General features: G+C 58.7%; 12 protein-coding genes and 2 pseudogenes. 3 read left to right on the top strand and 11 right to left on the bottom strand.

Annotated elements, in window-relative coordinates; genetic code table 11:
• Positions 1 to 31 precede the first annotated feature (31 nt).
• Complete coding sequence (locus D3872_RS11510) at positions 32 to 2,131, bottom strand: TonB-dependent receptor (protein ID WP_229459279.1); 2,100 nt, start codon at positions 2,129 to 2,131, stop codon at positions 32 to 34.
• Positions 2,095 to 2,688 carry a TonB-dependent receptor plug domain-containing protein gene (locus D3872_RS26455; protein WP_229459278.1) on the bottom strand — a complete coding sequence of 198 codons (594 nt, stop codon included), beginning with the start codon at positions 2,686 to 2,688 and terminating at the stop codon, positions 2,095 to 2,097. The genes D3872_RS11510 and D3872_RS26455 overlap by 37 nt, the downstream gene beginning before the upstream one ends.
• A gap of 177 nt (positions 2,689 to 2,865) precedes the next feature.
• On the opposite strand from D3872_RS26455, the pseudogene D3872_RS27475 reads away from it, so the two are divergent.
• A pseudogene (locus tag D3872_RS27475) lies at positions 2,866 to 3,048 on the top strand (hypothetical protein); the annotation flags it as partial.
• A 73-nt stretch (positions 3,049 to 3,121) separates the two neighbouring features.
• Here D3872_RS27475 and D3872_RS11500 read toward each other — a convergent pair.
• The 3 genes and pseudogenes from D3872_RS11500 to D3872_RS11490 form a co-directional block, all read right to left on the bottom strand.
• Positions 3,122 to 3,340 (bottom strand): annotated as a pseudogene (locus D3872_RS11500) (CcdB family protein); the annotation flags it as partial.
• A gap of 97 nt (positions 3,341 to 3,437) precedes the next feature.
• The gene (locus tag D3872_RS11495) at positions 3,438 to 3,698 is read right to left on the bottom strand and encodes a type II toxin-antitoxin system CcdA family antitoxin (RefSeq protein WP_119810898.1); all 261 of its coding nucleotides are present in this window, start codon (positions 3,696 to 3,698) and stop codon (positions 3,438 to 3,440) included.
• 59 nt (positions 3,699 to 3,757) lie between these two features.
• Entirely contained in the window at positions 3,758 to 4,096 is a 339-nt protein-coding gene (locus D3872_RS11490; protein WP_119810897.1) for a TFIIB-type zinc ribbon-containing protein, read from the bottom strand.
• 185 nt (positions 4,097 to 4,281) lie between these two features.
• Between D3872_RS11490 and D3872_RS11485 the strand changes: the two genes are divergently transcribed.
• Positions 4,282 to 6,123 carry a DEAD/DEAH box helicase gene (locus tag D3872_RS11485; RefSeq protein WP_220476933.1) on the top strand — a complete coding sequence of 614 codons (1,842 nt, stop codon included), beginning with the start codon at positions 4,282 to 4,284 and terminating at the stop codon, positions 6,121 to 6,123.
• A 147-nt stretch (positions 6,124 to 6,270) separates the two neighbouring features.
• Entirely contained in the window at positions 6,271 to 7,260 is a 990-nt protein-coding gene (locus tag D3872_RS11480; protein ID WP_119810896.1) for a fatty acid desaturase, read from the top strand.
• Positions 7,261 to 7,355: 95 nt separating this feature from the next.
• Here the strand turns inward: D3872_RS11480 and D3872_RS11475 are convergent, their stop codons facing one another.
• From D3872_RS11475 to D3872_RS11450, 6 genes are all read right to left on the bottom strand, one after another.
• Positions 7,356 to 7,616, bottom strand: coding sequence for a PAAR domain-containing protein (locus D3872_RS11475; protein ID WP_119810895.1), 261 nt, complete (start codon positions 7,614 to 7,616; stop codon positions 7,356 to 7,358).
• The gene (locus tag D3872_RS11470; RefSeq protein WP_147373862.1) at positions 7,609 to 8,991 is read right to left on the bottom strand and encodes a T6SS immunity protein Tli4 family protein; all 1,383 of its coding nucleotides are present in this window, start codon (positions 8,989 to 8,991) and stop codon (positions 7,609 to 7,611) included. The genes D3872_RS11475 and D3872_RS11470 overlap by 8 nt, the downstream gene beginning before the upstream one ends.
• Positions 8,988 to 10,718 (bottom strand): esterase/lipase family protein, encoded by a 1,731-nt coding sequence (locus tag D3872_RS11465; RefSeq protein WP_119810893.1) that lies wholly within the window; start codon positions 10,716 to 10,718, stop codon positions 8,988 to 8,990. Before D3872_RS11465 ends, D3872_RS11470 begins: the two co-directional genes overlap by 4 nt.
• Before the next feature lie 34 nt (positions 10,719 to 10,752).
• Positions 10,753 to 13,500, bottom strand: coding sequence for a type VI secretion system Vgr family protein (locus D3872_RS11460; protein ID WP_119810892.1), 2,748 nt, complete (start codon positions 13,498 to 13,500; stop codon positions 10,753 to 10,755).
• 156 nt (positions 13,501 to 13,656) lie between these two features.
• Positions 13,657 to 14,682, bottom strand: a complete 1,026-nt coding sequence (gene rtcA, locus D3872_RS11455; protein WP_119810900.1) for an RNA 3'-terminal phosphate cyclase — start codon at positions 14,680 to 14,682, stop codon at positions 13,657 to 13,659.
• On the bottom strand, positions 14,682 to 15,239 hold the full coding sequence (locus D3872_RS11450) for a DUF4142 domain-containing protein (RefSeq protein ID WP_119810891.1): 558 nt from the start codon (positions 15,237 to 15,239) through the stop codon (positions 14,682 to 14,684). The genes rtcA and D3872_RS11450 overlap by 1 nt, the downstream gene beginning before the upstream one ends.
• Positions 15,240 to 15,417: the final 178 nt, after the last annotated feature.

Raw genomic sequence — 15,417 nt, 5'->3', positions numbered from 1 at the left:
TCGGAGTGCAGCAGACGGGTGATTCCTTCCCTTACAGCTTGGCGCGCAAGCCGAGGTAGAAGGTGCGGCCGTTCGAGTAGAACGCGCGTGGGCGGTCCTTATTCTCGGCGTACATCTTGATGGTCTCGTTGGTGATGTTCAACGCATCAAACGTCAGCGTCAGGCGTTCGCTCAGCTTGTAGTTGAGCGATGCCGCCACCGACGGCATGCCGTCCACGTGCTGGCTTGCGCCGCGATCCACGCCGGCCTTGTACGCCGAGCGGAAGTTGTACGCAATGCGTGCGCTGAAGCGGTCGTTCTCGAAGTAGCCCGTCACGTTGTAGGTGTTCTTCGATGAGTTAAGCAACTCGCCGCCGCCATCCAGCTCACCATCCGCATACGTGTAGTTCACCAGGAAACCGTAGTTGTTCCACAGCGGCTGCTGGTAGCTCAGCTCCACGCCCTTGTTTGTCCCGCTGGCGTTGTACGGCGACGTGATCTGGTACACCGTCTGCGTACCGCGCTTGTTGTTGTAGTAGGTGCCGGTGGCCGTGCCCTGCGCGACGATCGAACGCAGGTCCATGTAGAAGAAGCCCGCCGACAACGCCGCCTTCGGCGCGAAGTACCACTCCGCCGAGAGGTCGAAGTTGGTCGAGCGTACCGGGTCAAGGTTGACGTTGCCGCCGCTGCCGCTCAATGCGTCGTCGTTCAGCGATACCGAGCCGCCCAGCGCGCTGTAGTCCGGCCGCGCGATGGTCTTGGCCAGCGCCGCGCGGACCACGAAGTCTTCACGTGCGTCGAACTTGATGTTCGCGCTTGGCAGGTAGTCGCGGTAGGTACGCTTGAAGGTAGTCGGCGTGTAGGCGCCGAACGCGGAACCGGTGATCGGGTTGGGGCCGCCGGCCAGGTTCACCACCGTGGTCTGGCGCGTTTCGATGGCGCGCACGCCGATGTTGCCGCTCCACTTGTCGCCGCTCAGGTCCGCCATCGCATACAGCGCGGCGGTCTTTTCACTGACCTGGAATTCGTCCATCCAGTTGTGGCGCAGCGTGTAGTCGAGCAGGCGGTTGCCCGGTACCGCACCCCATGCGCCGAGCGCCGCGCCGTCGTACTTGAAGTAGGCCGACGACAGGTTGCCGCCCAGGTTGGAGGCGAAGTCGGATGGGTACATCTGGCCGGTCCACACCGGGCCCGGGTTGCTGAAACCGAGCGGACCTGGACGCGTTTCCAGCGGGTGTTCGGCGGTGCGGTGGTGGTCGGTGAAGCGGGTGCCGAAGCGGATCGATTCCACCATGCCGGCGCCGGTGCGCCAGTCGGCGTCGAGCTGGGCGTATTTTTCCTGGTCGACCGACTGCGCTTCGCCGCCGCCCGCCCATGCGGTCGAACCTGGCTTGGTGGTGTTGCCGCCGGGGTAGCTGACCGATGCGGGCGACAGGCCGTTGAGGGCGTACACCATGCCGCCGTCCACGTTGTTCTGGTAGTACACGTCCTTGCGGTCGTAGCCCACGCCGTGGGTTTTGCCCAGCTTGCCGGACAGGGTCAGGTCGTCGGACGCGCGGAACTTGCCGTTGAAGTCCACGTACCACGACTCGCCGCCCGCTTCCGGACGATAGATGTTGTCCACTTCGCCCGAGTTGCTGGCGAAGGAGGCCGCGACGAGCGTGTTGTTGCGCACGGTGGCGGTCAGCGGCACCAGGTTGCTGCCGTTGATCGAGTTGGCGGGCGCGGCCAGCCAGTTGGTGTTCTGGTGCGGCGCTTTCAGCTCAGAGTAGAAGCCGTTCAGGTCGAGCGAAAGGCCCTTGGTCGGGCGCACTTCAAAGTCGAATGCGCCGCCAGTGCGCTTTTTCTCCTGTTCGAACAGGGTGGCGCCGATGAAGGTGGGCACCATCACGCCGGCCAGCGCGGGGTTGGCGCGCGCCGCGGCGCTAGTGGCGTTGATCGGCGTGTAGCCCAGGATCTCCTGGCCGTCGCGGCGCACCGCGGCTTTTTCCGAGAACGCCTGCAGCAGCACGCCGGCGGTGTTGGTGTCGTTCTTCCAGCTGACCAGGCCGGACAGGTGCGGCTTGGCCTTGTCGGACAGGTCGTTGTAGTTGGCCTGGACCGAGCCTTCCACCGTCAGCTGCTGGCGGAAGTCGAGCGGGCGGCGGGTGATGACGTTGATGGCTCCGGAGACGCCGCCTTCAACCAGGTCGGCGGTCGGGCTTTTTGCACGACGATGGAGCCGACCAGTTCGGACGGCAGCAGCGAGAAGCTGCTGGAACGGCCGACGTTGCCGCCAATCTGGTTCAGCAGGAACCAGTCGCCGGTGCTGATGGCGTGGCCGTTGAACAGGGTCTGCTGCAGGCTGGGGCTGGTGCCGCGCAGGCTGACGCGGTCGTTCTCGCCGAAGCCGCCTTCGCCGCCGGCGGACGACTGGGTGTTCACGCCGGGCAGGCGCTGGATGGCGTCGGCCACGTTCTTGTCGGGCATCTTGCCGATGTCTTCGGCGGTGACCACCTCGACCACTGCGTCGGCGTTGCGTTTCTGGCGCATCGACTGCTCAAGCGCGGCGCGCACGCCGCTTACCACCACGGTCTGCGGTTCGCCGATCGGGTCTTGCGGTGCAGCCGGCTGCTGTGCGTGCGCCTGCAGCGCCGTGCCCATTGCCAGTACCGCCACTGCCGCCGCGATCGCGGTGCGCTTGTGCTGCCGTGCCATCAGATCAATCATTTCGTCTCCAAACAATGTGGTGGTCCGTGCGGCCGGGAAGGCGTCGCAGGACCATCTCGATTATCGTTTTTTACTTCCCGGCTCGAAGCGGGCGGCGCCAATGCCGCCTTTTTCGTATTGACCGCATTGTGTGGTTAGATTTGTGTCGATGTTTGTCAAATCTTGCTATGCGTGATGATGTGGCAGCGAATCCACATTTGCGGAGCGGCCTTGAAACCCGAAGTGGTGTACGTAGGAACTCAACCACTGAAGAAGCATGGGTTAAGCCTGCGGCAGATTGCCGCCGAGGTGGGCTGCGCAGTGAACACGGTGCGGCGGCACTTGGCCTTGGAGGCCATGCCGCTGTATGAGTGCAAGGTGACAGTGTGGCGGACCTTGCGCGATTATCTGCCGCGATAACAGACTCTGCAAATACAGGGTCCGTTCGGTCCCATCAATATGCGCCGAATACCCTGTCCAGCGCGGTTTGAATGTCCAATTGATATCCTTGGGCGGAGCCCGCTTTGACTTTGAGTTCACTCAAGGGGATGGCGCCCATTTGCGGCGTATCCAGAAAATGGTCTACCCCGTCGACCGTGATAACAGGGAACAGATCGCCGGGCAGCGCCAGTGTTGAAAATCCAGCCAAGGTGCGTAGAGGAATCACGATCCTGGTCGATAGTCCGCTGTCACATTGCTTTGCACATCAACAAGATAGGGGATGCGTCCCCTATTCTTTCCAAGATTGCTGTAGATATCGAAACGCCCCATTAGAAGGCGCGCCATTCCTGCAGCGCCACGCCTTCCGCTTCCACCAGGCTATTGTAGGCGGCAATGAAGCCGGCATGATCTTCATTCCATTGTTGCTCTTTGCGAGTTTGTATCTCTTCGCGCAATCTTTGCTCACAAACTTGAGAAATGTTGATGCCTAAATTTTTTGCATCAAGGTACACATCCATGGCCAGACTGATGTTGGTGGCCTTCTTGGATGGCACTCTTGCTGAATGTGTGGTAACCCGTGCCGGTTTCATGCTTGGTCAAATGCGCATCGTAAATGTGGATAATTGATGTGCATTATACGCGTGCTTCGTCAGTCGAAATCGAACAGTTCGCCAAGGAAGCCTTCGCGTTTCTTTTTCTTGTGGTATCCCTGTTGGGGATAGCCATGACCATGCGATGGCTGGGAATGTCCGAAGCCCTGCGGCTGATGCGAGCTTGCCGGGTAGGTGTCGTGACGGACCTGTTGCTGCACGGGTTGCTGCATCGGTTGCTGCACGGGTTGCGGCGCACCGCCGATCGAGCGGTCGATGATTTTGTCCAGCTCGCCGCGATCCAGCCAGACGCCCCTGCAATTAGGGCAGTAGTCGATCTCGATGCCCTGGCGGTCGGACATCACGAGTTTTACGTTTTTACAGACAGGACAATCCATACATCACTCCTTCGTTTCAAAAAGCTGTTAGCGACACAATACAATACCTTGTTAGCGGCTGCCTCGCCGCGCACGATCCGACCGATTGTTTCGACGGCTACCCGAATCGGGTAAAAACGTCGATTAATCAATGCCTTAGCCATCAAATATCTGTAAGATCGCCACTCATATCTTAAGGAAATACTGTGGCTACACTTCTACCCGCGCTTGGTTCGTGCGTCTCCAGGATGACGTCCGGCGAAAAACGCCTTGCTCATCGGCTGGAGGAGAAGCTGGAGGACGATTATCTTTGCTGGTACGACGTATCCATCGGCGACCGTAACCAGCATCCAGACTTCATCGTGTTCCACCCGAGCCGGGGCCTGCTGGTGCTTGAAGTGAAGGACTGGAAGCTCGACACGATCCAGAGCATGGATAAGCAGCAGGCCGTCATCCTGACGGATCGCGGTGCGGCGAATGTGCTCAACCCGCTTGAACAAGCGCGCCAGTATATGTTCGCAGCGACGAACAAGCTCGAGCGCGATCCGCAATTGATCTGGCCATCTGGATCGCTGAAAGGAAAGCCTCGCTTCCCATACGGGCATGGGGTCGTATTTGCGAATATCAGTCGCAAGCAGTTCGACGCTGCCGAACTTGAAAATGTGCTCCCTGCCCACCTGGTTATCTGCCAGGATGAAATGACGGAATCGGTCGATGCCGAGGCATTTCAACAGCGCTTGTGGAATATGTTCCCGATCAAGTTCACGATGAAGCTGTCACTGCCTCAAATCGATCGAATTCGATGGCACATGTTCCCCGAAGTGCGCATTCCATACCAGCCTGACCTGTTTGCCGAGCCCGGCCAGCTATCGACGGAAATTCCCGATCTGCTGCGCGTGATGGACCTGCAACAGGAACAGCTGGCTCGCAGCCTCGGTGACGGTCACCGCGTCATTCACGGTGTCGCCGGTTCCGGCAAGACGATGATCCTGGGGTATCGCGCGGAGCACCTCGCGAAAATGTGCGCGCGCCCTATACTGGTACTTTGCTATAACAAGGCGCTTGCGGCGAAGCTTGCAAGCACCATCGAAGAAAAAGGCCTCCAGGGCAAGGTCCACGTACTGAATTTCCATGCCTGGTGTGTCCGGCAGCTGGACGCATACAACGCGGGCAAGCCACCCAAGTCGAGCGACCTGAACGAGTTCTTTGACGCCTGCGTCGAGCGGGTCATCCGGTCCGTCGATCAAAACCTGATCCCTTCCGCGCAATACGATGCGGTGCTTATCGATGAAGGCCACGATTTCAAACCGGAGTGGTTCAAGCTGGTCGTGCAGATGATCCACCCGGACTCGAATTCGCTGCTGGTTCTTTACGACGATGCGCAGTCGATCTACAACGGCCCGAAAAAACTGAGGTTCTCGTTCTCCAGCGTGGGAGTCCAGGCAAAGGGACGAACGACGATCCTGAAACTGAATTACCGGAATACCGCCGAGGTGCTTTCGGTCGCCCGCGCATTTGCGGACGATCTCCTGTCCCAGCATGACACCGAAGAGGACCAGGCGCCCACCGTGCAGCCGATGAGCACAGGACGTCACGGGCCGAAACCCTTGTTGATCCAGTTCCCGAACATCGAGGGCGAGGCCGAATACATCGCCGCGAAGCTGCTGGATGCCAATCGCACAGGCATGCCCTGGAGCGATATGGCAGTCGTGTACCGGCGCTATGACATTGGCGAAAAAGTCGCGGCCGTCCTGACAAGGCGCGGGATTCCGTTCCAGTGGCAGCAAAACAGGCGCAGGGGCTATACACCCGGAGAAAGCAGCGTCAAGGTGATCACTATGCACAGCAGCAAGGGATTGGAGTTCCCGCTGGTGTGTATCCCGGGACTCGGCGAAGCGCCCAAGGAAGGCGACGACTTGCGCGACGAGGCGCGACTTATCTACGTTGCGATGACGCGATCCACTCAGGAGCTTGTCATGACTCACGCCATGCCGTCCTTGTTGGTCGAGAAGATGGGCAAAGCGATGAACGTCTTGAACAACCTTTGATCAGGGCTTAGCGGACTCAACAGTTGTCTAAACAGTTAAGTAAGGGCTTTTGTCGTTCGTTCTCGTTGGATCAGCCCGGTCCGGACTGCCGCATCATACGGTCAAACAACCTATGACTACGGCCACGTCCGGACACCAGAATCCAACATGTCGACCCAAAATACCGCCCTGTACGCCCCTTCCGTGCCGCTGACCACCCAGCCGCTGCGCCCTGCGGTGCTGGCGGAAGCCTCGGCGCTGTCCAAGGAAGCCCGGCAAGAAATCATGGCGCTGTCCGGCGCCCGCCCGGTGCGCTTCGCCGCCGAACTGGCATTTACCTGGGCGAGCATCGCCGCCTTCATCGCGGCCGGCGTGTACTTCGACAGCCTGCTGGTGACCCTCTTCAGCATCTTCCTGATCGGCACCCGCCAGATGGCCCTCGCGCTGCTCCTGCACGAACAGGTTCACCGCCTGGGCATGCGCAGCAAGTACGCGGACTGGTTCATCAACGTCTTCGCGGTGTATCCGCTGTTCGTCACCACGGTCGAGGATTATGCGAAGGTGCACCTGGCGCATCACAAATACTGCTTCACCAAGAACGACCCTGACTTCCTGCGCAAGGCGGGCGACGAGTGGACCTTCCCAAAATCGCCGGGCCAGCTGTTCATGATCGCGCTGAAGGACCTGACGGCGATGAACCTGGTCCGCCTTATCCGCGGCAAGACCGCGCCGCGCACCGATGAATTCGAACGCCGCAATCCATCGCCGAAGTGGCTGCGCTATGCGTTCTTCGCTGTAGCAGCGGCGGTGCTGACCGCGATTGGCGGCTGGACCATCTTCCTGGTCTACTGGGTGATTCCGGCGATGACGGTGACCCAGCTGATGGTGCGCTGGATCGCTGTGTGCGAACACCAGTACAACATCGAGAACGGCACCATTCACGAAACGACGCCGCTGATCCAGCTGACTTGGTGGCAGCGCGCGCTGATGCCGGACCTGAACTTCGGCCTGCACGCTTACCATCACATGCATCCGGGCGTGTCGTTCACGAACCTGCCGAAAGTACATGAGATCTACAAGCGCGAGGGACTGGTCGACGAGACGGCGATCTTCCACGGACAGGGCGCCTACCTCAAGTACCTGATGGGTGCGAAGTAAGAGTTTGAACTTCTCCGCTTAAGCGGCCTTTGCGAAGGCCGCTTTTTTTTTGGTTCTTCACGGATTAGCGGGAAAAACCGAACTACGTCCGCTTCCTATTCGCACTTAAAATTGGTCAAGCTAGCAATCAACGTTGCGCCGCAGCTGGTCTTGTGACCATTATAGGCAACGGCAACGCCATTGATCTTGTGGTAGGGATCGCCTTCAACTATTGTCGTGGTGCCGCGCAGTGGGCAAGCGCAACTGTCGCCAATACCTGCGACAGGAATTCCGCCGACGGTGAAGCGTTTGGCCGCGACGCTTGTAACTGTCCCGCCGTGGCTTGTTTTATCATTGAGCCGGATTATGTCAGGCATCCTCTTTCACCTCGCGTCCAGTAGACGTTGAATCGGTTCTGGCGAGGTCATTGTAACCAACCAGTTGCCATGTCGCGGATCGTTGGCGCACGGGACGTTGCCCTGTAAATCTTTGCCATAGGGTTGGTTTTGTGAAAACCGCCGCTGGTGGGAGTAAGTCGCCCGCGACGATCAGATGGCGCTTGTCGCCATCAATGTTGTTTGGGTCCATGCATTGCCACCATCCGGTCTGCACGCATGCCTCGCCCGATGGCGCCAGCGCTCCCAGAGGCGCCTTCGGCGCAGGAATCACCGTCGCGTCATGCGCCTTTCGCACGCGGATCGTGTCGACCAGTCTGTCCCACAACGCCACGGCTTCTTCGTCTGTGATGGTTGGCCTGATTGCAGCCTTTCGATTTTTCCCGACGCCCGTGTCAAATTGCACGTCCAGCTGCGGTTGCAATGGATCGTTCACGGCGCCCAAGCTTCGAAAGCGGAATTCATGTGCGTCTGTATCGGACTTAAAGGCGGGCTTGCGGGCGAGGATCTCGTATCCTTTCCAATCCCTTAATTGACGAGGGCCGCGCCGGAATGTGGTGATGCTGGCATATGCGGCCCCCAGTCCTTGCATTTTTGCGACGTGCTCTGCCCGGGCAAGCAGGGTTTCCAGGTCTGAGGACTCGGGTAGACGATCTCGATTTTTGTGCACCTCAACGGAGAAATGGACGTCTGGAAACTCCTTCAGGCGGACGCCTATCCTGGCTTTCTCGTACGCCAGCGGGAAAGGAATAAATCCGCCTTCAATACACATTCCCTCTTCAACGGGGATTTCATTCTCGGCACGCGCGAGGAAATAGCCGGCTACTCGGTTGAAGTCATTGATCGTCGCCTTTAGTTCGTCACCCGACGGGTCTACCATGTTCGCTCGCTGTACAAACAGGTAGTCGCCCACCGGAACAAATGAGTCTATGCTGTACCAGACGTGACTCTTCGAGCCGAATACGAGTTTCTGGCCCGCCACTGCACCATCAATCACTTTACCGAAGAGAGGCAATTTTATCTCGTTGTCATCGTCAAGAAAATCTCGCTCTTTTTCCACTTGCAATACTTGCTCTGCCACGCGTTCAGCGATGAAGGTCGCTTGACCTGAATAAGATTCAGTCGTAAATTCCACGTCAGCCGTCCCGAAGACAATCGTCGCGGTAGCTGGAACCTCCATCACAAAACGACCAAAGCAAACAGTTTTCGTTTTTTCAAGCAGCGATTGCATACGTGGCGAGAGCGGTGTCATATGTGGCCTTTGGAAGGATCGCGAGCAAGCATTCAGGCAGAGGGTCAAAGCGGCGACGAAGATCAAAGCGTTTGCGTATGAAAGGCGGCGGCGAAGATTCATCATTTTGACCACCTCATTGTTTGGGCAATGCGCACCAAGCTGTAAAGCGTGGAATGTAGAGCTGACTCATCTTTATAGCTTGCTTGATGTTCATAGCCACTTTGTCGGAATACTCCTTTGAATTTTCCACTTCGCAATTGATGCTCGGCAGAGTGCAATGGAACGGTCTGGTCGCCCGGGTCGCCAGGCGGCGTCATGCATGTGACGAACTGCGGCCCAACTTTGCCCGCCGGAGATGGATGACTTCGATCAACAACATGCAATTCTCCTTGGCGAGTATCGGCGACGATTCTGATTGTCTCGACATCGGCAACATGCGCCGCATCCATGATCGACCAACTGACTCGATGCCATGCAGCGTTCCGGAAATCTGCGCCGTAATGAGCGTAGCTTTGGTCATGGTAGGTGTCAGCGATGGCGTTGTGGAAAGCCTTCGCTTTGTCTAGTAATGCGCATGTCGCCTTAAAGCTTGAGTCCTTTTCGCGCTGGGCGGGGTTAATCCATTCCTCCCGCAGTAATGCATACCACGCGCCACGAAGCTTATATATCTCTTCGTAAGGATCGCCTGTCTTCGGGAGGCTCTTGAGTGTTTCCTTTTTGTGCGTAACTCGTAGCCAGTCGTTGCCATATGCTTGACTGGGCAGTAACTCAAGTCCTCCTTGAGCATTGGCAAGTACAGCGGTCACCTCGTCCCCGAAATTTCCCAATACTTTTGGGGCTGCGTCGAATGTACTGTCCTCGAAACCGCATCGCATTCTCTTGTAGGCGGCGCCCGCGCCGATCGCGGGCATGACGCCATGTACGATGCCGAGAACCTCGCTTTGCAATTTGCCCATTTTGGGGTGAATCGCGGCGCGTGCGACGAGGCCGCCCATCGAGTGTGTGACGATGATGACTTTCTCGCACTGGAAGCCTTGTACCTTGTAGCGTTCCATCAGGTGACGAATTCGGTTGGCAACAAGCTTCCCGGAGTCACGGTTCGACTGCAACCAGTTGTACCCCATCGCGTGCACAGGGAACCAGCACCCCCTCAGTGCGTCGCGTAAGCTTTGCTCATCAAGCGGCTTGAGTGCCGGCTGCATGTGAGCTTGCCACGTCGCGGGGTCAACGTCGACGACCTGCTTCCACCATGAGTCCATCTTTCCGCCAAAGAAGGCAGTGTTGAGATGTTTCTCGCACATCTCTAGCAATTCTCGGTAGCTGCCAAAAAACACTTCACCCCAGCCTCGTTCGCGTGCTTTCTGTTCCTTCATCTTCCGGGCCTTGCTTCCGTACGGATCGTCCTTGAGGAGTGGACTGTCTACCGTCACATCCAGCCTGTACCAGAAGTCGACTTCCACGCTTTCGTTTCGCTCATCGGATGTTTCATTCGGGTCGCCAGTGGGATTGTTTATCGGGTCGTATTCGTCAACGACCGACGCTGCCGGATCTAGGCGCAGTTGGCGTTCGGCCGGCGTGGCATTGATCATGCCAAGACACTCCCTAAGGTTATCGGGCCGCCATGCAATGTTATTTTTCTTTTTTAGTTCGTCCTGTCGTTCCGCGCTCATTCGAAGGTTTGAACCCATGATTCCTGGCAGGAATATGATGGGAAGAACGCGTCTTGGCGGGATGCTGTGCACCTGCGGAGTTCGATCCTGCTTTGGCGTCACAAAGCCTTGTGTAGCTTTGCCTCCTGCCCGAGCCGGATCAGTTGGAAGTCTGTAGCCTGGTATCGCGCGAATAGTCATTTGGGTGTTCCAGCAAGTGTGATTCGTGGGCAATTTATTCCTTGAACAGCGCTTCGAATTCAAACCCAGCGAAAGGAATCTCGGATTTCAGAATCTCCGTTAGTCCATCGGCATCAGTCGTTCCTTCAAACACCTGGCCATCTTCCATCTTGGCGCGGTAACGCTGCTTCGCTAAGGGCTCGCCAGTGTTGAGGTCAACAATGCGCACACGTTGGTCGTGCGCTGCGACGCTCTTGGCCAGATTTAAGGACGTGGGACTACCGTCACCTGCTCCGGTGAAGGCCACATTCGCTGACCTGACTGCGTACTCTCCAGTACATTGGGACTGGATTCTTCCGCCACCGAATGCTGCTTGCGCGCCTTGCGTAACGATGGTCAATTTCGGAGCTTGGATTACGATTTCGTCGGATGCCACCAAGACGATGCGCTTTGCCGAGGTAAGTTCGATGTTGTCTTCATGCGCCTGAATCTCGACCTTGCCGCTGGCGGCTGTTAGCTTCATCCCCAGCTTGTGCGCGAACAGGCTTACGCTCTGCATCGCATGCAGAAGCAGCTTTCGTCCACTCGATAATTGGGTATTGCCGATGCTGACCACATCGACATGTGTTTGCGCGCCGATGGAGACATTGGCCTGGCTCCCAAACAGCATGCCTGCCGGCGCCTCGATCGCCACGACCGGACGTCCTCCGTCCGCGCCGGGCGTGCCGCCGCCCGTGTTGCTGCCGTTGTCCCACTGCTTCACGTCGCTGACCAATTGCGACAAAGGCTTACTGTCCGCGGAGCCAACGTGATGGGTATCGGCCAGTTCGGCCAGCTGCTTCTGCACACCCGCCAGTGCCTCGGCGAGGCCGTTGAGACCGTCGCGCTCAAGTTGGCGGCCGACTGCGCGCAAGCGCGCATCGGCGCTGATTAGGACACCCTTGCCGCCCCGGATCGCCACTGCCTGATCACTGCGCAACTCCGCGCCCTCGCCACGCGCGTCGGCCTTGCCCTTGCTGCGCGGTTGCGTGAGGTAGCCGAGATTCAGCTGACTGTGTCCGTGTTCGCTTCCCAGTTGCGCGCTGATCTGCCCGGGCGTATCGTCCATGCGAAGCTGATTGGAACGATAGGCGTTGACTTCCTTGCTCTTGATTCCGGAAAGGTACTTGTCGACGGGCAGGGTGCTTGTATGACTGAACGACGGCGGCGGCGTATGCGCTCCATGCACGCGGCCGATTATCAGGGGCTTATCCGGGTCCCCACCCATAAACACGACAACTACCTCATCGCCCGCGCGTGGCAAGGAGATCGCGCCATAGCGGGCACCGGCCCACCCGCTGGAGACGCGCAGCCAGGCCGAGTCGCGGTCACTGTCCGAGGCGCCCGCGCCGCTTGCATGTTCGTGGTCCTTCGGGCGGCATGCCGGGAAGCGCACCTTCACGCGGCCGAATTCATCGCAGTAGATTTCTTCATCGACTGGGCCCACAACTGTCACGGTTTGTGGCTCCGTTCGAGGTAAATCAATTCGGGGATCGTAGGCGGGCACGATGGGAATTCCACGCCGCACACAGGTAAAGCGATTGGTATAACGCATGCCGCGTTCTTCGCTCGCCTGTTCGAGCGCGCGACTCGCGCTGCCCCAGTGGTTCAGCGCGCACAATCGACGCACCCGGTCATCGAGCGTTTTCGGCAGATTGTTCTCGGCCTCGACTCGGAGTTCAGTGACGACAAACGCGCGTTCGGCGACAGGGTGGGAGTCGATCTCTGGATGGCCGGACAGAACGTTCCATTGGCCGCAACACATTTGCCGGTCACTGCCTTCGCCCTGGAAGAATTTGGCCTCGTATTCGTGGCGCTGCATGCGCAGCAAACCGAGATGGCGATAGTCGTCGGAATCGTCACCCGCGTGTGGGGTGTCGATCAAGTAGTCGTCAAGGCTGGCTGCGAATTGGCTACCAAGAATGCCTTGGTCCTGGATGCTCTGCAGCTCGTGTCCTATCGACCGCGCTTGAGCATAGTCCCAGGTCTGGCGCGCGGTGCTGCCGGATGTTAGGGTTCGCACTGCCTGCCATGCCGTGATGCTGTCGCGTTGTTCGGTGCCGTCGTCGCGATGGTAGCGCACCTCACCGGCGGCGTTCTCCTTAAGCGCCATGGGGTCGTCGAAAAGCACCAGGGTGTGCATCGGCGAATCCCCAGCTGGTCGTTCGGACGCGGCGCCTGGTTGAATGAACCAGGCAATGCCGCGCCGTTTCCACAGGCGGCGCAGAAATGTCGCATTGGACTCGTTGTATTGCATGGTGAATTCACGCTGCGGATAGCGCTTCACATGCATCAGGTTGAAGTCAAATGTGCGCGCCGCGACCGGGTTCTTGTCCCGCCATTCGCGCAGCATGGTGTTCGTAATATCGACTTCATTAGCGTTGCGAAAAACTCGGGTATTGCAGGTCTTCTCCAGCAGTGAAAAGGCATCACGCAAAATTAGCTGGTAGATCGCAAGGCCTCCATCGCTTTGGCCCTCGATTGCACTCCCGATAATTCCGCAAACCGCGCGCAAGCCGCCGGAATCGGTTACGAACTGAAGTTCGGCCGGATTGGCGATGAAATGCTTGAGTGCCATGCCCGAATGAGTGGAAACGCATAGCAGGGTGTATTCGATCCCGCCGCACATCGTCTCCACTCCGCTGACATGCTGCACCAGTAGCACGTCATCGATGACGCCCTTGTCATTCCATAGGCGTAATCGAATAGGGCGGTTTGCCTCCGTAAGGCCAGCCAGATCAATGCCCAGCGTGTTCAGGTTCATAGTCGCGTTGCTCCGTTCGTGAATCGCGGAAGGAGGACGGCTCTGCGAGCAGGGCCGTTCAAAGCAACTAAGGTGAACTACTGGGAACGTGGCGTGTTGCGGCCAATCAATATCTCTTCTCGGGCCTACTCCCGGATATCCGTGATGAACCTTTTTTTATAGCGATGACTTCTCAACGATGCAAACGCATCGCCCGTCCGACTGTTCAAAGCCGATCTTGACCGGGACAAAGCGGCCGATCACGTCTGCATTCGTCAGCGCATGCTGCGACACCCGATGAAGCGTGAAGCGCCCACCTCCGGCCAGCGCCATCGGCAGCATCACCTGGTCGGCAAGATGCTCGCCCAATGCGCCCGTTGAATCGAGATAGTCCTTCAGCTCATTGACCACTGCATCGGCCACCGCCTCGGCGCGCACGCGCTTGTCGCCGATTGCGCTGAATACCTCGGTGACGTGTTCGTATTCCACGGTGATCATCAGCGCGTTTCCGGGCCCATGCTGTTCGGTGAGGTGGATCAGCCGCAGGTGGTCGTCGGGCCATCCAAGCCTCGCGCCGACGATGTCCAGTTCACGCTGGCCGATCGAAGGCGGCAGGTTTGACAGCACTGCTTCGGCATAGCGTTCGCGCTGAGGCCCGCGTTCCATGATTTCGATCACGCGCAATTGCGGGCAAGGCGTAACCTCGGCCAAGACCTCGCCTCCTCCGGCAGGATAGAACCCGAACCGCTTGAGGTGGATTTCGACCGTGGCGCCCATCTGCGCCAGCACGCGGCCATATGCGCGCTTGAGGAACTGCACCGGCGGCGCCATGGGGTTATGCGTGCCGCCGATGACGGTTACCGCCGATGGCTTGTCGCCATAAAGCAGGGCCGGGAGCAGGGTTTGCAGCACCAGCGTCGAACTGCCTGCGGTGCCGATGTCGAACCTGTAGTCGCCGCCCCTGATGGGGCCGGGGCGAAATTCGAGGGATTGGGAGCCGACGTCGGCGTGCGATACGTCGGCGCCGCATACTTCTGCCGCAGCCTGCACCGCGACCAGGTGCTGGCGCATCAGGCCAGGCTTGGCGCGGTTGGCGCGGATGTTCTTCACACGAAACGGGGTTCCGGTGATCATGGATAGCGTCAACGATGTGCGCAGGATCTGGCCGCCGCCTTCGCCTTGAGAGCCGTCTAGGTCGATCATCATTTCTTTGTGGTGTTCGACATGCCCTTTGCGGAATCGAGATGCTGTTCAACCATCGGCAGCATCTTCGCGGCCAGTGCCTTCACGTCCGGGTCCCTGGCCTTCGCTTCCTGCTTCTTGAGCGCGGCCAGCACCTTGGTGTGATACTCCACGCCGGCCCTCTTCATGTATTCGCGGTCGAAGGCGTCACCGCTCAGCTTGCTGAGCCTGGCTGCCATCGCCTTGTGCTTCGCGTCCGGCTCGGTCGGGAGGTTGATGCCCTTGTCCTGCGCAAGCTGGGTGACATCGTTCAGCGCCTGGCTGTGCTCGTCGATCATGCGCTGGGCAAAGGCCTTGACGCCGGCGTTCTTCGTTTTACTGACGGCCAGCTTGCCCGTCTCGACTTCCGCCATGTTGGTGCGCGCCATGTCCATCGCGATGGCCGAGTCGGTCTTGTTCAGCGAGCTTGCGGCCGGCGTGTTCATGCCCGCCTTTTGCGCTTGCACGGCCATCGGCGCTGCCAGCGCGCCAAGAATAGCCGCGCTCAGCAAACTCTTCACAAGTATGGACTTCAGCATTTCGGTCTCCGCAGAATAGGCAACAATGTCGGATTTATATCCCGGTCTACGCGACAGTCTAGCTGTGTACTATCTTTGCGCGCGCTCGATTGCCTGTGGGGAAACTTTTTCCTGCGTGTCATTTACAACCCGACTGTTGCGCCTGCGCGCAGTCAAGCCAATGTTTGATCCACGTACA

Source organism: Massilia cavernae (genome assembly GCF_003590855.1).
Classification (GTDB): Bacteria; Pseudomonadota; Gammaproteobacteria; order Burkholderiales; family Burkholderiaceae_D; genus Telluria_A; species Telluria_A cavernae.
The sequence above is the reverse complement of the archived record's forward strand: the minus strand, read 5'-3'. Positions and strand labels throughout refer to the sequence as shown.